Below are 18,801 nucleotides of genomic sequence, written 5' to 3' on the forward strand. Positions count from 1 at the left end.
TGCCTCTCCTGAGCCGGCAGCTCGGGGTTAGCACGGATAGAAAACCCGGTAGCAGAGAAGCCTCGTCCCGCACGATCCGGAGCATTTCCATGGCGATGAGACCACCGACGATCAGCCGCCGCACGATGCTCGGCGCCACGTTCGCAGCCGCCGTTCCGCATCTGGCATACGGTCAGAGCGGCCGGGATCCGGCAAGCCAGAAGCCGACCGACGTGAGGATCAGGCTGACCTTCGATGGCCGAACCATGACGGCCACGCTCTACGACAACCCGTCGGCCCGCGATTTGGCCACCTTGCTCCCCCTGGACCTCACGATCGACGACTACGGCAGCAACGAGAAGATCGCCTACCTGCCACGCAAGCTCACGGAGGACGGCAGCGGCCCCTTCGGCAACGAGCGGCCGGGTGATCTCTGCTATTTCAAGCCTTGGGGCAACCTGGCCATGTTCTACGCCGATTACCGCTGGGACGGCCTGATCCGGCTCGGCCGCTTCGACGGCAGCTTTGAGCCCCTACGCGTGCGCGGCAAATTCCCGTTGCGCATCGAGCGCATTGGATAGGAACCGAGATCCCCTGCGTTTTCGAAACGTCTGGTTCGATGAGGATTCCAGCTTCGGGGCTGAAGCCTCCCTATTGCCGTTTCCGCTCGCACCGTGCAAGGCCCTCGTCAGAATGCTATCAGGTACAGACCCAGAGCTTCTGGGATCGGCAGAGCAAGCATATGTCTGACTTGGCGACCCGGATTGTCGGCTTTGTGTCCAGCACCTCGAAGGGGCTTCGATCGCTTCGGTCTCTCCGTAACGCACAGGTTCGTCTTCAGGCGAGCACTCGACAGGCCGAGCTCGAAGGCCTACAGTTCGCGTTCTACGCCCGGCTGACCGCCATCATCGTCGTTTCGGTCTGGCTGGTCTGGCTCGTACCAGGGCCACGCGATCTCTATTACGGTGCTTACGCCTTCGGGTTCTTCCTCCTGGGCTATATCCCATACCGCCTGCGGCACCGTCGTCACGGCGAGGCTATCAAGCTTGGTTTCATTGTCCTCGACGTGGCCTTGATGACGGCTGCGATCCTGGTCCCGCCACCGGTGAGTCTCGGCAACGACTGGCCGATTCAGACCCGCCTGCGCGGGCAGGAATTCCTCTACGTTCTCCTTCTCCTCGGTGAGGCTGCGCTTACCTACTCCCCGAGGAGGGTGCTCTGGACGGGGGTGTCGATCCTCGTCATCTGGTCGTTCGGGGTCTTCACGATCTACTCCCAGCCGGACACCCTGCGGTTCAACGATGCGGCTGCGGAGGGAGTTCTCACGTCGGCCGCGGCCCTGGATATCTCCTTCAAGCCTGCTTTTGTCGGCCTGACGGCCTGGTACACCCAGCTTGTTGCAACCTCCCTGTTCACCCTGCTCATCACTCTCGCCGTCTGGCGCAGCCGGCGGACGCTGTTGAACCAGGTCGAGGCCGAGGTCGTGCGCGCGGATCTCGCGCGCTACGTCTCTCCGGACGTGGCCGAGGCCCTCGCCAGCCGCGGCGGGACTGCCTTCGGAGAGCCGGCGACACGAACGGTGGCCGTCCTGTTCGCAGACATCGTCGGCTTCACCAAGCTCACAGAGCCTCTCTCGCCCGAGCGCACGTTCGCCTTGCTGCGCAGTTTCCAGGAGCGGAGTAGCGCCATCGTGTTCAATCATGGCGGCACCCTCGACAAGTACCTGGGCGACGGCTTCATGGCCACCTTCGGCTCCATCGGCCTGCAACCGGACGCGCCGGCCCGCGCGCTCGCGTGCGCCTTTAAACTCCAGCAGGAGATCGAGCGCTGGAGCCGGAAGAGGTCCACTCGCGGCGCCCATCCGCTGCGTGTCTCGGTCGGGGTTCACTGTGGCCCTGTGACGGTAGGCAATCTCGGCGGCAGGGAGCGCATCGAATTTACCGTCGTGGGCGACGTCGTGAACGTGGCGAGCAGGCTCGAGGAGGTGACGCGCGAGATTGGCGGCTCAATCATCGCCTCGGAGGATTGCATTCGCGCCGCGGGAGATCAGGAGTGGCTCACGAGGTTCCACTCCTCCCGCCAAGTTCAGCTCCGTGGCAGGCAGCAAGGCCTCCTCGTCCACATCGCCACGTGATAGATGCCGCCCTGCCGATTAGCCCCCACATCGCAGGCAGGGGCTCGCGAACCTTGAATGACCACGCAGGGTCAGGGTACACCGCCGCGCCATCGGCATGAAAAACAGCGGACGAACGTTTGCCAGTGTGGCAAGAACGTTCGTCCCCGGAAGCACGATCAGCGCATGATGAGTCCGCCGTCCACCGAGATGGATTGCCCGGTCACATAGCTGGAAGCCGAACTGCACAACCACAGCACGGCGTCGGCGATCTCGTCGGCACGGCCGTGCCGACGCATGGGGATGCCCTCGACCATGGCATCCAGTGCCTCCTTCTGCCCAGAGGCGACCATCTGTTCCACCATCGGGGTCCAGATCAGGCCGGGGCACACGGCGTTGACGCGGATATTCCGTGTGGCGTATTCCAGCGCCGCGCTCTTGGTCAGGCCGAGAACGCCATGCTTGGCTGCATGATAGGTGCCGCGCTCGGCTCCGCCTACCAGCCCGCCGAGTGACGAGCAGTTGACGATGGCGCCGCTTCCCTGCTGCCGCATGTGCTGCAACTCGTACTTCATGCAGGCCCAGATGCCACGCAGGTTGACCGAGTTCACGCGGTCGAAGTCCTCAGGCGTGGCGTCGGCGGTCTCCGCGAGCGCGTTCTGAACGCCGGCATTATTGAATGCCATATCCAAGCGGCCGAACGTGGAGACGGTCTCCTTGACCATGGCCTCGACTTCGCCCAGATCCGCCACGTCGCAACGGATACCGATGGCCTTGTGCCCGGCTGCTACGAGCTCGTCGGCGGCAGCGCGTGCGCCGTCGCCGTTCACGTCCGCCAGCGCAACGGCCGCACCTGCCTGCGCGAATGCCTTGGCGGTTGCCAGGCCCATGCCTGATGCGGCGCCGGTAACCAGCGCAACTTGGTTCTCGAAGGAGATTTTCATGATGTCATTTCCTGTGTTGAATCAGATTTCCGGATGACGATGTCGTGGCTCCTGGATGTCATCCCTTCCTGGGAGCCAAGCCCGTAGGCCTCTGAGGCAGTTGCCTTAAAAGCCGCGACGGCAGGTCGTGTCATTGCCTCGGGGACAGTCGCAGCAGTCGGTCCTTCGAGGGACCTTCCCCCCTTGGCGACCGGTTCGTCGTGATCACGTAGAGATCGCGCGCCACCGGCAGCACGTCCCGGATGCGGTCACCGGAGCTGAACACGCGCTTGAGCGCTCTGGCTCCTTCGTCCATGACCAGCAGTTCGCGTGAGCCGAGCGCCGCAATCACCAGTTCGTCGCCGGCGAACGCGGCGCCCGCGGGCGCCCACGTGCTGCGGCCGGATTCGATCCAGGCCGGCTCCAGGCCATCGCGCCGCTCGGCGCCCTCGGCCAGCGGCCAGCCGTAATTCACGCCTGGCTTGATCCGGTTGATCTCGTCGTGACCGGACTCGCCATGCTCGACCACGAACAATTCGCCGGCCGGATTCCAGGCCATACCTTGCGGATTGCGATGGCCGTAGGAATAGATCAGGGAGCCCGGGAATGGGTTGTCCTGCGGCGCCTGGCCACTCAGTGTCATGCGTAGCACCTTGCCGGCCAGGCTGGCCCGATCCTGCGGACGCTCGCGGTCGCCGGTCCAACCGGTGGTCGCGTACAGATGCCCGTCCGGCCCGATGGCGATGGCCCCGCCGTTGTAGAGCCGGTGGCCGGGAATCCCTGCCAAAAGCACGCGGGTTTCGCGCCAGGCGTCGGCGTCGAACCGCGCCTCGATGACCTTGTTGGCGAGGCCCGCCTCGGAGCGGTACGAGTGGTAGAAGTAGGCGACGCCGCTTTGCGCGAAGTCGCGGGACAGCGCCATGCCGAGCAGGCCGGCGCCGCCTTCGTCCACGATCGGGTCGGAGGTCTGGAGTGGGTAGCGCCGCTGCCGGCCGTTCTCGATCACGACGATGTTGCCGGTCTTCTCGGTCAGCAGAAACCGATCGTCGGCACGCGCGATGTCCCATGGGTAGTCGAGACCGTCGCTGACCACCTGCATTGTCCAGTCGCCGGGCATGGTGGCCTGGATGCGCACGTTGCCGGCCGCATCCTGTGCCAGGGCCGCCGGGGCGGCGCAGAGCGTCGCTAGCGCCTGGATGTAGAGGGCGATGAGCGATGGCTTCATTTCAGTGCCTCCCTGCCGTCATGGCCTCACAGATGCTTGCCGAAGAACTCGGCCATCTTGTCCACGGCAGGCGTCACGTATTGCGGCTTGTCGTACAGGTCGAAGTGCGAGGCGCCGGGGATGACCAGCAGTTCCTTGGGCTGCTGCGCCTTGGCGTAAGCCGCTTCGCTGAACTTGCGCGTCTCGGCGCGCTCGCCCGCGATCAGCAGCACCGGCCTGGGCGAGACCCGCTCCATGTGTTCCAGCGGGTAGTACGCCATGTGCAGACCGGGGCTGGTCACGATGAAGCGGTTGCGGGCATTCGGATGAGCGCCGCGCGGGGTCAGGTAGTAATCCACCGCCTCACGGATGAAGTTATCGCTATCGGCATTGACTTGGTCATGTGATGGAAGCAGTTGCTGCACCAACACGGGTGCGCCGGCCGCTTCCTTGTTCAATTGCTCGGCGACGCCCTGGAGCAGCTTCTGCTGGTCCTCGGCCGTGACCGAGGCGCCCTGGATGCCGGTGCGGGTTGCATCCCCGATGTCATAGGCAACCACGCCGGCCACGGCCTTCACGCGCAGGTCAGTCTGGGCCTCGTGCAGCGCATAGCCGCCGCCGGCACAGATACCGACAGCGCCGATGCGGTTCGCAGCCACCTGCGGCAGGTTGGTCAGGTAGCCCACGGCGCTCCGGATGTCCTGAACGCGGTCGGCCGGATCCTCCAGGTCGCGCGGCTCGCCGCCGCTTTCGCCGTAGTGGGACGCGTCGTAGGCCAGCGTGATGAAGCCCTTGCGTGCAAGTGCCTGCGCGTACAGGCCAGAGGTCTGTTCCTTCACGCCGCCCCAGGGATGGGCCACGACGATCGCCGGGTACTTCTTGCTGCTGTCGTAGTTGGCGGGCAGGTAGAGGTTGCCGGCCATGCGCACGCCGCCGTTGTCGAACGTGACCTCCTGCGAACCGACGACATTGGCACCCTGCGCCACGGCGACCGGGTTCGTGGATTGCGCGAACGCTGGGATGGCGAACAGGATCGCGGCGGACATCAAGGAGTTTCTCAGGACGGACATTTCAATTCCTCGGTTACATCGTCACGCGCCTTTTCGGCGCCTCGACGCTCACTTGCAGGGCTTAGCCTTCCTTGGCTGACACGGAACTTAGATGGCGTATCCGACATCGAGTAGACGGCATAATTCGCATAGTCCCATAAATGCTGTTCATGAATGGCAGCATCCGATAGGATCGGTTCTCGAGCAGATTCCGGACGAGGGCTATGGGATGGATAGAGTCCCATGAAAGAGTTCATCAATGTCGCGTGACAGCTTCGGCGACCTTCTGGCCTTCATCGCCGTGGCACGCGCGCGCAGCTTCACCCGCGCAGCGGCCCAGCTTCGGGTGACGCAACCAGCCTTGAGCACCACCATCCGGGCGTTGGAGGAGAAACTCGGCGTTCGTCTCCTCATGCGCAGCACGCGCGGCGTGGCGCCGACCGAGGCCGGTCAGCGGCTGCTGGATCGTCTCGCTCCCGAATTCGACGGCATCCAGGCCGAGATCGAGGCGCTCGGCGAGCTTCGGGACGAACCCATGGGAACGATCCGGATCACCGCCATCGACTACGCCATCAGGAGCACGCTTTGGCCCAAGCTGGCGACGTTCCTCCCGCAATACCCCAAGATCAAGGTCGAGCTGAACAACGAGTATGAGAGCGTCGATATCGTCGCGCGCGGGTACGACGCCGGCGTGCGGTTCGGCCAGGAACTGGCACAGGACATGATCTCAGTGCGGATCGGCCCGGACGTTCGCAACATGGTCGTGGGCTCGAAGTCCTACTTCGCAGGGCGGCGGCCGCCACAAACGCCCCGCGACCTCACCGAGCACGTTTGCATCAATCTGCGCGTGTCCACCTACGGCGGCCTCTACGAATGGGAGTTCTCCAAGGGCAGGCGCACCGTGAATGCCCGGGTGGATGGAACGGTCACCTTCAACAACGCCTACGACATCTTCGAGGCGACCAAGGCTGGCTTCGGGCTGGCCTACCTGCCCGAGGATATGGTTCGCCCCTGCGTCTCAGAGGGACAGCTCATCTCGGTGCTGGAGGACTGGTGCCCGGTGTGGCCCGGATTCCATCTCTATTATCCGCACCGGCGCCAGCCGTCGCGCGCGATGACCTTGCTGGTCGAGGCCTTGCGCCACAGGCCATAGCAGCGGAGCAGCTTGCATGTCCGGTGAGAACTTTCGCGACATCCAGGCCTTTCTCGCGGTTGCCCGGGAGCGTAGCTTCACCCGTGCGGCAGCGCAGTTGGGGGTTTCCCAGTCCGCGCTCAGCCACACCATTCGAGGGTTGGAGGCGCGGCTGGGGCTGCGTTTGTTGACGCGCACGACCCGTAGCGTATCGCCGACGGAGGCAGGTGAGCGCCTGATCCACAGAGTGGCCCCTCGGTTCGAGGCGATCACCGAGGAACTGGCCGCCTTCGAGGAGTTGCGCGACAAGCCGGTCGGGACCGTGCGCATCACGGCCTCCGATTTTGCAGCAAACACGATTCTCTGGCCCAAGCTCTCCAAGCTCCAGCCGAAGTATCCCCACCTCAAGATCGAGGTGGCGATCGAGCCGGGACTGACCGACATCGTCGCGGAGCGCTTTGATGCGGGTGTCCGTTTTGGCGACCAGATTTCCAGGGACATGACGGCCGTTCGGATTTCGCGGGACATCCGCATGGTGATCGTCGGTGCGCCTTCCTACCTGGAAGGGCGTCCGTTGCCCAAGTCTCCGTCGGACTTGACCGAGCACGAGTGCATCAACATGCGCTTTTCGATGCGTGGCGGTGTGTACGCGTGGGAACTCAAGAAGGGCAAACGGAACGTGCAGGTGCGGGTTGAAGGTTCGTGGACGTTCAACTCCATCTACCCTGTTGTGGAGGCCGCACTCGCAGGGTTTGGCTTGGCATACATGCCGGAGGAACTGGCGCGTCCTTATATCGGGAGCGGCCAACTTCAAGCCGTGCTCAAGGACTGGTGCCCGACCTTCCCAGGGCTCCACATCTTCTTCGCCAGTCGGCGCCAATCGTCGCTGGCACTGTCGCTGATCGTTGAGACACTGCGCTACCGACGCTAGGCCGGACCCGGGCGGCTCATGAGTGTCATCTATAGCTGCCCATAGGAAGGCCCGCTTTGGGTCAAACATTCACGTTCCGGCACGCTCAACGAAGGTCGGCTCTTGAGCGCTGAAGCGGACCCAGCGCTGACGTCTCAGGAGTGCCACACGCAGACATTCTGACCCTTTTGATTGCTTGAAGGACGGGAGAGGGTATCGTCCTGAATTCGGCTCAAACGGCGACTTCGCTAGGCGCGAACATTGGAAGGGCGGTGACCCTCGCGTGTGCGGAAACCTAGGATAGCCTCACCCGCAGCCCACTCAGTCCAGCCTCTTCACCCTCAGCGCAACGCTCAAGATCAATCGCAGATGACGCCATTCGTCCCGGACCTCGACACACACCTCGCGGGTGCGTGGCAACCAATCCCGTCCAAGCGCAAGAGCGGTCTGCGTCGCCTCCTGCTCGGCACCCTCCAGGCTGTCGAGTTCAAAGCCGTCCGGATCTGAGAGGACCTCTGTCCCTGCCCGGACGTCGAAATAAAAATGCGGCATGTCACCTCTTCCATGAGCCGCGTGCGGCGGCTTTGCGGATGGGAAGCTCTGGGCCAAACCGACCAGGATTGGAATCAGGTGAGGACCCGGAACGACCGTCAGAGTTCCTCTGGTCCAGGCCAGAAGAGCCTACGGTTCAATCCGTTTTGGCAGCCTCGGCATAGTGGGCCTCTCCTCATGAGCTTGTGCTAGCCGCCTGCTTGTGCTGCCCAGCGGAAAGCTGCACCATCACTCCTTCCCAAGCCGCTGTCCAAGGGTTCGGTTACGAGACCGATGAAGGCTGATGGGACGTATTCTCCTAGTGTAGATCTTGAACCCACTGCCTCGCGTTGATGATCAGTTCGACTGCCAGAGTGAGTTCAGGCTCGTCGAGTTCGGTGCAGCCGCAACTGTCGACGACCGCTTGCCGTGAATGGGAGTAAAGCTCCAGCCAGAGCCATGGCAGACCCGGCAGCCTTAGCTCCTCCGGGATCTCGGTCAGCCGTGCCTCCAGCGCGCCGAACCGGACCACGGTCACAGTGCGCGAGCCATCCGTCTCAGGCGTGCAGGCAAGCTGGACATAGGCGCGGATGATGCGCTGTTCGATCTCGTCAGGGCTCATCGCGGCCCCGATGAGGCTGATGGGAATTCCTGTTTTTCCGAGCATCCCAAGCATTGCGGTCTCCGGACTGTCGATAGCGGAGGTCTGCCCCCCTGGTTCTTTCATCCGAATTTCTGACGGCCGATGCGATGATCGCTTTGTCGATCCGGGTGCCTGCGGCTCGCCAGAGGCCGATCAGGCGCCTGCCAATCCACGCCAGCATATTCTATTCCTCAGCTATCACGTCGGACGCCGCTCTCGCCGGGGCTCCGTCGCCTGGCGCTCTGAACGAAGGCCTCTGAAGGTCTAGCCTCCAGCCGGCCGGAAGACATGTCGGTCCGGACCAGCCCCAAGGCGTCGGCGCCAGTCAGCAAACCGCATTGCCACTTGGATTGAAATCAGGTGAGGACCGGAAGAGCGGGTCGGGATTGCCCTACTCTCTGAGACAGGGAGTCAGGGCTCGATCAGCTTGTTGCGCACGGCATAGAGGGCAAGCTCCACCCCCGAGCGCAGGTTCAGTTTCTTCATCGCCGAGGTCCGGTGGCTCTCGACGGTCTTGATGCTCACCTTCCAGCGCTCGGCGATGTCGCGGTTGCTCTGCCCCTCCGCCACGAGCTGGATAACCTCCCGTTCACGGGAGCTCAAGGTTTGCGAGGCCACCACCTTGCCGCCGCTCAGAAAGGTATCGAGCAAGGTTTCGGCCACTTGGGGCGAGAAGTAGGGCTGCTTGCGCAATAGAGCCCGCACCGCCCTGACAACCTCAGTGTCGTCCTCCGTCTTGAGCAGATAGCCGCGTGCCCCGGCTCGCAGCACGTCGCGGATCACATCGTCATTGTTATGCATCGTGTAGATCAGCACTTCGGTGCCCGGGCTGGCGAGGCGCATGTGGCGGGTGGCTTCGAGGCCGTTCAGCCCCGGCAGGGCGTAGTCGAGGATCGCCACGTCCGGCCGATGTTGGCCGGCTAGGTCGACCGCCGATTGCCCGTCGTCGGCCTCGGCGCAGACCTGCCAGCCGGCTTGCGCCTCCAGCAGAGCCTGCAAGCCCCGACGCACGATGGCATGGTCGTCGGCTACAAGAAGTTTGATGGTCATGGCACGCTCATAGGACCCGACAATTCTTACCTGCGGCGCCGTATCAGACCCATCGGGTCTGGACCCGAACAAGGACTCAGGATTTTCCTGAGTGCCGTGCCCCCTGGGAAGGCTACTCTCCCGAACCGATGGCACTTCGGACCCGGCGACCGTCAGTCTGGTCCTCTCCAGTGACAGCAGGGAACATCAGGCGCACTGTCGTGCCGCGGCCCTCTTCACTCTCCAGCTGCACGTCACCGGCACTTTGCTGGACGAAGCCCAGCACCTGGCTGAGGCCGAGCCCGTTTCCATGTCCCTTGGTGGTGAAGAAGGGGTCGAAGGCCCGCTCCAGCACCGCCGGAGGCATCCCGATGCCCGTATCCGTCACCGAAATCCGAACCCACCGCTCATCCCTGCCGGACATGCGGTGGAACGCCACCGGCCCGGGAGGTGGGGCGGTGATCTCGGTCGCCACGGTGATGATGCCCCCGTCCGGCATGGCATCGCGGGCGTTCAGCACTAGGTTGAGCAGCGTTGCTTCGAGCTGGACCGGATCGAGCAGGGCTGCGCTGCCCATGCCGGCCAACTTGAGGTCGAGCGCGATCCGAGGACCCGCCGCCTGCCGCAAGATCGGGGCAAAGCCCGCGATCCGCTCGTCGATCACGGTCACCTCCGGCCGAAGGTCCTGCCGCCGCGCGAAGGCGAGCAGGCGCTCGATCATGGCCCTCGCACCCTTGAGGGCCTGGTCGGCCTCGTCAACCAGGGACAAGGTGTCGGGGCGGTCGGCCAGAGAGGGCCTCAGGAGCAGAAATGTCGATTGCATGATCCGGATCGTGTTGCCGAGATCGTGTGCGATGCCGCCGGCGATGCGCCCGAGTCCCTCCAGTCGCTGCGCGCGGCTAAGCCGCTCCTGCTCGGCCTGTTCGCGTCGGCGGCTTCTCTGAACGAGGACAATCAGGGCGCCGACCAGGCCGAGGAGGACGGCCGTCGAGATGGCCTCCATGACCGCATGCTCGCGCCAAGGCTGAAACACGGTTTGCTGCGCCAGGCCAACCAGAACCACAGCCGGTGTGGTGCCGAGGGCATGATACGCGGTCACCCTGATCGTACGGTCGACCGGGCTGGCGCCCCAGAAGACGCCCTGCGAACTGCGTGATAGGTAAGTGTAGAATGGCTCCGCCGCTGCGTAGGACCTGCCGATGGCCTCCTCGGAGGCCGGGCTGCGGGCCAGAAGGGTGCCGTCGCGCAGCAGAAGCGCGATAAATCCGTTCTCACCAACAGAGAGGTTGCGGTAGAACTCCTCAAAGTACCTGGGCTCGACGGCGGCCACGACGATCCCGCCGAAGCTGCCGTCAGGCCGGTTGATCCTGCGGCTGAAGCTGACGAACCAGACATTGACTGACCGACTGCGAAGCGGCGGCCCGATCTGCAGGCCGAGGCTAGGATCTTCCTGATGTGCCTTGAAGTAGGGCCGGTCCGCCAGGGTGACTCTTGGTGTGGAGGGATAGTCGGTGTCGTGCGTGATGAGTCCATCCGGACCAATGACATAGAGGGCGCGAACATACGGCAAGGCCTTGAGCCGCTCTTTCAGCGCATCCCGGAAGCGGGCATCGTTCTCCGGCAAGTCGGGAGCGGCGGTCAGGGCCTCACGGAGCCCCAGCAGCGTGAAGTCGACCGCCTGGAAGGTTCGCTCGGTCTGCTCGGCCAGCACATGGACGAGATTCCGGGCATTCTCCTCGCCCCGTCCTACCCTCTCGTTGTAACTTTGCATGAGTTCGAGCGCGCCCAGCAGCACGATGCCGAGCGCGAGGACAACGGCTGGGGCAAGGGAAAAGCCAAACCGGGCAGACCGGGGCCTCATGCATTGATCTCCAGGCCGTGAAGCAATCACTGCATATGTTATCCTAGGTCGCCCGTTCCAATCAGTCATGAGGGACGAGCCAGACTCTTCGGCTGAATCGTTTGTGCGCACCGCAACAGGTGACCAGTTCGGGTCACGCACTGCCCCTGAGCGCGACGGTGTCGATGTCCGTTCCACCGCAGGAAGGCGGATCTTCAACCTACCACCGCTTGGTGCCAAAACCCGCACTTCGCATCAGACGACAGAAGGTTAGCTCTATCTCCTAGCCTCGATCTCCTGCTTTTGATCCCTTCCTGCCGCCAGATCGCGCAAGGCAAAGCTCCGTCGATCTAGGAGACAGCACTGGAGCAGCCCCTTCAGTCATGCCTCTCCGATGGCGCCACGCGGATGGGCAGTGCAGCCCCACGGCGACGACGACAACGCACCCGAACCGCCGATCGGATCAAATGCCACTGGCGTCGAGTTGTCCTGCGATTAACCTGAACCGAAGGCACTGCACGATGGCCGACCCGGCTCCGGCGCCGCCCCCGCCTACCCTTCAGCCTGCGGGATCCCCTATCCTGACCGCCGGTGGCATCGTCCTGGCAATAGCTGGCCTCTACTTCGGCCGCGATCTCTTCGTTCCCTTTGCTCTCGCGATCCTCCTGAGCTTCGCCCTGACGCCGCTGGTCAACTGGCTCAGACGCTGGAAGCTGCCGCGGATCGCAGCGGTGCTCGTGGCCGTGACCCTGGCCTTCATCCTGATCGCGGGCATTGCCTTCGTGGTCGGGCGCCAGCTCGTTCAGCTTGCCAACAACCTCCCGAGCTATCAGACCACCATCACCGACAAGATCCGCTCGTTGCAGACCTCCGCTCCCGGCGGGGGGATCGTGGACAAGGTCACGACGACCATCCAGGATGTCGGCAAGCAGATCTCCGGCGAAAAGCCTCCTGACAATGTTCCGGCGCAGACACCCGGGTCCCGGCTCGGCAGCGGCACCGCGCAGGAGCCGGTCACCGTGCGGCTGGAGGCCCCGCAGGCCAAGCCACTCGAGATCATCCAGACCGTTGTCGGTCCCCTGCTCGCGCCACTAGCCACCGCTGGCCTGGTGGTGATCTTCGTGATCTTCGTGCTGCTCGAGCGTGAGGATCTGCGCGACCGCTTCATCAAGCTCGCCGGGGCAGGCGACCTCCAGAAGAGCACCCAGGCCATCAACGATGCCGCCGCCCGGGTCAGCCGCTATCTGCTGATGCAGCTCGTGGTGAACCTGACCTACGGCATCCCGATCGGCATCGCCCTTTATTTCATCGGCGTGCCGAATGCCCTGCTGTGGGGCCTCTTGGCGGCGGTATTGCGGTTCATTCCCTATCTTGGCCCCTTCCTGGCTGCCCTCTTCCCGATTGCCCTTGCGATCGCGGTCGATCCCGGCTGGACGATGCTGTTCTGGGTGGTGGGCCTGTTCCTCCTTGCCGAGCTCGTCAGCAACAACGTCATCGAGCCATGGCTCTACGGCTCCAGCACGGGTCTGTCATCGCTGGCCATCATCATGGCGGCCATCTTCTGGACCAGCCTGTGGGGTCCGGTCGGGCTGTTCCTCGCAACGCCCCTGACGGTCTGCCTCGTCGTGATCGGACGCTACGTGCCGCAGCTCGAATTCCTCGGCGTCCTCCTCGGCAGCGACCCGGTGCTCGCGCCGGAGGAGCGCCTCTACCAACGCCTGCTGGCCGGTAATCTCGAGGAGGCGGTGGAGATGGCCGAGGACTATGTCGACGAACACTCCTCGCGCGAGTTCTACGACAACGTGGCCATCCCGTCCCTCCGCCTGGCCGAGAACGACCGCCAGCGCAGCACCACCGACACCAACTACCGGCGGCTCGTCGCCGACACGGCGATCTGCGTCGTGCGCGAGGTGGAGGACCATGTCCGAGAGAACGCCGCCTCCGGCGACGAAGTGGCTACGGGTGAGGATCGCGCACCGTCCGCACCAGAGGAACGGCCCTCGTCGGTCCTCTGCCTGGCAGGACGCACGGAACTCGATCGCGCCGCGGCCGAGATGATGGCGCAGGTGCTCGAGGAACAGGGCATCGGCGCTCGGGTTCTTCCGCCGATCGCCGTCAGTCAGGGGGCCTTGGGGCAGCTCGATCTCAAAGACGTGGACGTGGTGTGCCTGTCCTACCTGCATCCACAGCCGCAGGTTTATGCCCGCTACATCTGTCGTCGCCTGCGCCGCCGGGCACCGCACATGAAGCTCATCGTCTGCTGTTGGAACCTGGCGCCCGGGACGGGGCAGACAGACGACCTCAAGAAGCAGATGGCGGCCGATGCGGTCTTCGCCTCTCTGGCAGCCTGTGTCGAGCAGGTGAATGCGTGGGTCTGCCGCCCGGCATCGACGGGCAAAGCGCCCCCGGTCCTTCCTGACACCGAGCAGGCGCAGATTGCGGCGCTGCACGACCTCGGGTTGGCCTCCGTGATGGGCCGTCAGTTCGACGAGGCATCCAGGAAAGTCGCGCAGGCGTTCGATGTCCCGATTGCCTTGGTTTCTCTCGTGGATGAGGCACACCGGCCCCTAACCGATGTGGCAGGCTTGCCCCAGGAAACTCAGGTCACACAGCAGCCTCCTCATGAGGACTCGCTCGATGCCCACGTGATCGCGGCGAACGAGGTGCTGGCGTCCCAGGACGTCACGGAGGATCCGCGCTTTGCCGACGATCCGCGCGTGCTGGAGAAGGGCATCCGCTTTTATGCTGGGGCTCCGCTGCGGACTTCCTCGGGATTAGTCATCGGCACCCTATCCGTCATTGACACCCGACCACGCGACTTCTCGAAGCCGGATCGCCGCCGCCTTCAGGATATGGCCGACAAGCTGATGAGCCAGATCGAGCATCGCTCCGCGGAGGAGCCGGGCAAGACCGACAAGACCGCGACATGATCGCGGGCAGGACGTGAGACAGCCCCCTAATGCGACCCACTCGACGGGTGCATTACACGACGTCAGGGGTCTTGCGCAGAGGCAATGTTCGTCGCCGGTCGATGGTCAGGCACGATGAATTGAGCGCGGTCGACCATCACCTCACGGCCCCGTACTCAGGTCATTAAATTCCAAACTTCCCCCAAGGTGCAATGTCTGCACTGGGTCGACCCCGGTCTGATCACGACGGTCTGGGAAGGCCCGCTATTCCGCAGAGATGGGACCACCACGACCCGCTGAAGGTTTCACGCGTCCATAATCCGGTGCTGCTGCGTCTGTTAGCACAAGGATGTTCAGGTACGCCCCGGCGAGGAAGTCCTCAGGTCCGATCTCGCCCTTGTTACCATTTCTAAACATCCAAGCGGTGAGGACAGCAATCCCCCTCCTAAATTCTGGATAGCTCGTCCGCCACCATCCCTTAATGATCCCATAGGCTGAGGCTGAAGGCGAGATACTGCCGGACGCACAGCAGGATCATCGAGTAGTCGAAGTTACGCAGTGTCGGATTCGGATTCGGCGGCTTTCTTACGTTCGGCGTGGTGGGTGTCGAGTGTTCCGAACTGAGTCATGACATAGACGAGCACGCTCGACGTCCAACCGAAGGTGAAAAGCCCTGAGACGGCGATAATGGGCCCTAGTTGCCGCCAGCTCAGCGGCAGCCGGACAGTGCCCTCACCGAGAGTTGTATAGGTCTTGGCTGCGAAAAAGGCTGCGGTTGAGAGTTCGGGAATGAGATTGAGCCAGTAAATCGGCAGCGCCCAGACCATCACCTCGATCAGATGAACGATGACGAGTTGCGCAATCACGCTGCCGAACAGGAGGTTGACCCGCCAATGGGGCGTCGCCGTGGTCACATGCACCCATCGTCCGGAGAAGTAGCGCGAAATCCGCCGAATGCCGGCACCGTGGACGAAGACCACGACGACAAGGATCGCGATGCCAAGCGCGATCTGCAAGAGGTCGAAGGATGTGGAAACCACTTCGACAGGCAACTGTGCCAACGGGTCTTGTGGGATCATGCTATCTTAGTCTTAGGCGCCAGAAGAGTGCCGTCAAATTTAGCGCCGGTTGCGTGAGGCGAGGTCTGGCGAGTGTCTGCCTTTTCCATGAAATTTTCGTTGATAGGCCTACCACGATAATTTGTTTCAACGACTGTTTCTGGGTCGATTAAGGACAAACTGCTGAGCTTGGCGTCCATCTCTATGGTCGTCGAGCGCGACGACGTATCGACGTTGCCGCCACAAGTGAGGAAAGGCAAGATTCGGCGCGATTGAGTGCAGGTCTCAGGGCTTCGGCCAAGCTTCCGGTTCAGCAAATTCAGGAACTTTGCCGGCATAGCCTAATTGTCGTCCAGACCCATCAATCGAAACTCGTGAACCGCAGGGATTAATCGATGGACAAGAAGCCAGGCACAAATACTGGAAAGGATGGCGGCATCTTCCGGGAGGTTGGTCCACGGGGCGGCAAGCGCGAGAACTTTGCCACCGTCGCGGACAACAAGACTTTGCCGCCGACAACGGCCCCAGGTGCCACTTGGCACCCGGTTAGGACGACACCCGACAGCAAGCACTAAGTCATCTCGGCCTTATCAACCAGCCGCATCCTATTGATCTTCGGCATACCGCAATTCCGAGGGGGCCGATTGCTCTCGATGTGTATTGAACGCGGCGTGGAGCTGATCTTCCAGCGTATCGATCCTAAGTACCTTAGATGCCGTAATGGGCCTGCCGCTCACGCAGTAGCGGAGCGGGGTGGCTGTCCCTCAGAGTGATGTGTGTTGGAACGGGGTCCGAGCGGATCGGCCCCAAGCATCATGAGGGACAGCCATGGACTACTATGCCGGAATCGACGTGTCTTTGGAACTGAGCAGCGTCTGCATCCTCGATGGCTCCGGACAGATTGTCCGCGAGGCGAAGGTCGCCAGCGAGCCGGAGGCGCTTGCGGCCTTTCTCGCCAGCCTGAGCCTACCGCTCACCCGCGTCGGCCTGGAGGCCGGGCCACTTTCGCAGTGGCTGCATGCCGGCCTTGTGCAGGCTGGGTTCGAAGTCGTGCTGCTGGAGACGCGGCATGTCAAGGCGGCGCTCTCGGCCATGATCGTCAAGACCGACCGGCGCGATGCGCGCGGCATCGCCCAACTGCTGCGCATGGGCTGGTTCCGCCCCGTCCACTGCAAGTCGCCGCCGGCGCAAGAAGTGCGGGCGCTGCTCATGGCCCGCAAGCAGCTGCAGGCCAAGATGCGTGATGTCGAGCTCAGCCTGCGTGGGCTGTTGCGCGGCTTCGGCCTGAAGGTCGGCGAGATCAGCAAGGGCCAGTTTGCCGCCCGGGTGCGCACCCTCACGGCCGGTCATGAAATGCTGGAGAAGATTGCCGAAGCCATGCTGCGCGCCCGGGACGCGCTGCAAATGGAGTTTGCCCGATTGCATCGGGCCATGCTGGCGATCGCCCGGAAGAACGAGGTCTGCCGGCGGCTGATGAGCGTGCCAGGCGTTGGCGCGCTGATCGCGGTCACCTTCACGTCCGCAGTCGATCATCCTGAGCGGTTCTCGCGCTCGCGGGCGGTGGGCGCGCATTTTGGCCTGACCCCGAAGAAGTATCAGTCGGGCGAGACGGATATCACGGGAGCCGTGAGCCGGGTGGGCGATCCGATGGTGCGCACGGCGCTCTATGAAGGAGCCCATATCCTGCTCACCCGCGCGGTGCGCTTCTCTGCGCTCAAGCGCTGGGCGCTGGAGGTGGCCAAGCGGCGCGGCATGCGGCGGGCCAAGGTGGCGCTGGCCCGGAAGCTTGCGGTCATTTTGCATCGCATCTGGATCGACGGCACCACCTTCCGCTGGAACCGGGAGGGCGTTGCCGCATAGGAGAAACAAGCGTTCGGAACGGGGCGGCGATCGTCCCGTTCTCCTGAGGTCCCGTCGCCGGGACGATGGAGGCGGTCAAGCCGTAAGTAGTGCCGTGAGCATCTCATCGAGGTGGAACACGCGCCTTAGATGGGCTGACCGCATCCTCTCTGATGGCATGGTGGGGCGGCCTCGCGTCGACCCCGAACAGAAGCAAGACTTCGGCGACAGGACAGTCACTCAGGGGCTTGACACCCAACGGCCCATTACAGAAGCACTACAGTTGCACCCGTCGGTTTTGCGCTAATTACCTCCTGATCTGACACAGGAGGCTGCCATGACCGGTGTGGCCGTCGAGCAGATGCTCGAACTCTGGTGCGTGGAGTTGCGTCAGGTCAAAGCTCACCTCAAATCGCTGTTTGCCCATCCCAGCATCGCCGCCTCGGCCGCCGCCTTCCTCGACGGGCTGCTGGGGCCGGAGCGGCGCAAGACCGGCTGGATGCGCGCGGAAGCCGCCGGCGATTCGGGCCCTTGGCGCCAGCAGGCGGTGCTCGGCCGCAGCCACTGGGACGCCGATGCGCTGCGGGATATGGTGCGCGACTATGCGCTCGAGACGCTCGCCTCACCCGGGGCGGTGCTGGTGATCGACGAGACCGGCTTTCTCAAGCAAGGCCAGCGCTCGTGCGGGGTAGGCCGACAATACACCGGATCGGCGGGCAAGATCACCAGTTGCCAGATCGGCGTGTTTGCCACCTACGTGTCGGAGAAGGGCTGCGCCTTCATCGATCGCCAGCTCTATCTGCCCAAGGACTGGACCAACACGCCCGAGCGCCGCACGGCGGCTCAGGTGCCGGATGCCATTCGCTTTGTCACCAAACCCGAGATCGCCGCCGAGATGATCGAGCGCGCGATCGCGGCTGACGTGCCGTTCGACTGGGCGGCGACGGACTCCATCTACGGCGTGGGCTCCATCGAGATGCTGTTGCGCCGGGCCGGCAAGGGCTATGTGCTGGGCGCGCATGCCACGGATCAGTTCTCGTCCTGGATCGACAAGCCCGAAGTCGCCGGCACGGCCGAGCAAATCGCGCAGGCACTTTCTCCCGAGGCTTGGACGCGCCTGTCAGCCGGCGATGGTACGAAGGGGGCGCGCCTGTATGACTGGGCTTATCTCGAACTCGCCGATCTCGCGGCGGAGGAATACAACGAGCATCTCACCGGCTTGTGGACACGGGGGCTGCTGATCCGGCGCAGCCTCTCTGATGGGGATCTGGCGTTCTTCTCGACCTGGTGTCCGGCTGACACCCCGATGGAAACCTTGGTGCGGGTCGAGGGACAGCGATGGGCGATCGAGGATGCCTTTGAGACCGCCAAAACCGAGCTGGGGCTGACGCACAATGAGACGCGCTCGTGGCACGGCTGGCACCGGCATGTGTCGCTGGTGATGCTGGCCTTCGCCATGATGGCGGTGGTGCGCCAGCGTGCCAACAGTCTGACCTCCCCCCAAAAAAGAAGCGACGAAGCCAAGCTGCAGCGTTGGTACGCTGGTCTGTCCAGGAAATCCGCCGCGTCGCCACACGCCTCCAGCAGCGACGCATCGAGCCCGCCTTCGTGATGGCCTGGTCCGCTTGGCGCCGCGCGCATC

16 protein-coding genes are annotated in these 18,801 nt (G+C 63.6%); 8 read left to right on the forward strand and 8 right to left on the reverse strand.

Translation table 11 applies throughout. From position 1 onward, the window contains the following. Positions 1–89 precede the first annotated feature (89 nt). Both JO965_RS23425 and JO965_RS23430 read left to right on the forward strand, forming a co-directional pair. The gene (locus tag JO965_RS23425) at positions 90–560 is read left to right on the forward strand and encodes a cyclophilin-like fold protein (protein ID WP_203441345.1); all 471 of its coding nucleotides are present in this window, start codon (positions 90–92) and stop codon (positions 558–560) included. Positions 561–721: 161 nt separating this feature from the next. Continuing rightward, on the forward strand, positions 722–2,113 hold the full coding sequence (locus JO965_RS23430; RefSeq protein ID WP_203441346.1) for an adenylate/guanylate cyclase domain-containing protein: 1,392 nt from the start codon (positions 722–724) through the stop codon (positions 2,111–2,113). 158 nt (positions 2,114–2,271) lie between these two features. Here the strand turns inward: JO965_RS23430 and JO965_RS23435 are convergent, their stop codons facing one another. From JO965_RS23435 to JO965_RS23445, 3 genes are all read right to left on the reverse strand, one after another. After that, entirely contained in the window at positions 2,272–3,036 is a 765-nt protein-coding gene (locus JO965_RS23435) for an SDR family NAD(P)-dependent oxidoreductase (protein ID WP_203441347.1), read from the reverse strand. 130 nt (positions 3,037–3,166) lie between these two features. Further along, positions 3,167–4,240, reverse strand: a complete 1,074-nt coding sequence (locus JO965_RS23440) for a sorbosone dehydrogenase family protein (protein ID WP_246776660.1) — start codon at positions 4,238–4,240, stop codon at positions 3,167–3,169. Between the two features lie 26 nt (positions 4,241–4,266). Beyond that, positions 4,267–5,265, reverse strand: a complete 999-nt coding sequence (locus JO965_RS23445; protein ID WP_246776661.1) for an alpha/beta hydrolase — start codon at positions 5,263–5,265, stop codon at positions 4,267–4,269. Positions 5,266–5,527: 262 nt separating this feature from the next. On the opposite strand from JO965_RS23445, the gene JO965_RS23450 reads away from it, so the two are divergent. After that, positions 5,528–6,421, forward strand: coding sequence for a LysR family transcriptional regulator (locus JO965_RS23450; protein ID WP_203441349.1), 894 nt, complete (start codon positions 5,528–5,530; stop codon positions 6,419–6,421). Between the two features lie 16 nt (positions 6,422–6,437). Beyond that, the gene (locus JO965_RS23455) at positions 6,438–7,331 is read left to right on the forward strand and encodes a LysR family transcriptional regulator (protein ID WP_203441350.1); all 894 of its coding nucleotides are present in this window, start codon (positions 6,438–6,440) and stop codon (positions 7,329–7,331) included. Positions 7,332–7,631: 300 nt separating this feature from the next. On the opposite strand, the gene JO965_RS23460 is transcribed toward JO965_RS23455, so the two are convergent. The 4 genes from JO965_RS23460 to JO965_RS23475 all read right to left on the reverse strand — a co-directional run bounded on the left by JO965_RS23460 (position 7,632) and on the right by JO965_RS23475 (position 11,374). Beyond that, entirely contained in the window at positions 7,632–7,862 is a 231-nt protein-coding gene (locus tag JO965_RS23460; protein WP_203441351.1) for a hypothetical protein, read from the reverse strand. A 298-nt stretch (positions 7,863–8,160) separates the two neighbouring features. Further along, complete coding sequence (locus tag JO965_RS23465) at positions 8,161–8,517, reverse strand: hypothetical protein (protein ID WP_203441352.1); 357 nt, start codon at positions 8,515–8,517, stop codon at positions 8,161–8,163. Between the two features lie 378 nt (positions 8,518–8,895). Beyond that, positions 8,896–9,534, reverse strand: coding sequence for a response regulator transcription factor (locus tag JO965_RS23470; RefSeq protein WP_203441353.1), 639 nt, complete (start codon positions 9,532–9,534; stop codon positions 8,896–8,898). A gap of 112 nt (positions 9,535–9,646) precedes the next feature. Continuing rightward, on the reverse strand, positions 9,647–11,374 hold the full coding sequence (locus JO965_RS23475) for a hybrid sensor histidine kinase/response regulator (protein ID WP_203441354.1): 1,728 nt from the start codon (positions 11,372–11,374) through the stop codon (positions 9,647–9,649). A 500-nt stretch (positions 11,375–11,874) separates the two neighbouring features. Between JO965_RS23475 and JO965_RS23480 the strand changes: the two genes are divergently transcribed. After that, positions 11,875–14,283, forward strand: coding sequence for an AI-2E family transporter (locus tag JO965_RS23480; protein ID WP_203441355.1), 2,409 nt, complete (start codon positions 11,875–11,877; stop codon positions 14,281–14,283). A 530-nt stretch (positions 14,284–14,813) separates the two neighbouring features. Here the strand turns inward: JO965_RS23480 and JO965_RS23485 are convergent. After that, complete coding sequence (locus JO965_RS23485; RefSeq protein ID WP_203441356.1) at positions 14,814–15,341, reverse strand: two pore domain potassium channel family protein; 528 nt, start codon at positions 15,339–15,341, stop codon at positions 14,814–14,816. Positions 15,342–15,715: 374 nt separating this feature from the next. Here JO965_RS23485 and JO965_RS23490 point away from each other — a divergent pair, with 374 nt between their 5' ends. From JO965_RS23490 to JO965_RS23500, 3 genes are all read left to right on the forward strand, one after another. Beyond that, positions 15,716–15,895: a YjzC family protein gene (locus tag JO965_RS23490; protein WP_203441357.1), complete on the forward strand. Its 180-nt coding sequence runs from the start codon at positions 15,716–15,718 to the stop codon at positions 15,893–15,895. 253 nt (positions 15,896–16,148) lie between these two features. Next, complete coding sequence (locus JO965_RS23495) at positions 16,149–17,180, forward strand: IS110 family transposase (RefSeq protein ID WP_203439776.1); 1,032 nt, start codon at positions 16,149–16,151, stop codon at positions 17,178–17,180. A gap of 316 nt (positions 17,181–17,496) precedes the next feature. Continuing rightward, positions 17,497–18,771, forward strand: coding sequence for an IS701 family transposase (locus tag JO965_RS23500; RefSeq protein ID WP_246776662.1), 1,275 nt, complete (start codon positions 17,497–17,499; stop codon positions 18,769–18,771). Positions 18,772–18,801: the final 30 nt, after the last annotated feature.

The organism is Microvirga sp. VF16, from assembly GCF_016864375.1.
In the GTDB taxonomy this organism is placed as follows: Bacteria; Pseudomonadota; Alphaproteobacteria; order Rhizobiales; family Beijerinckiaceae; genus Microvirga.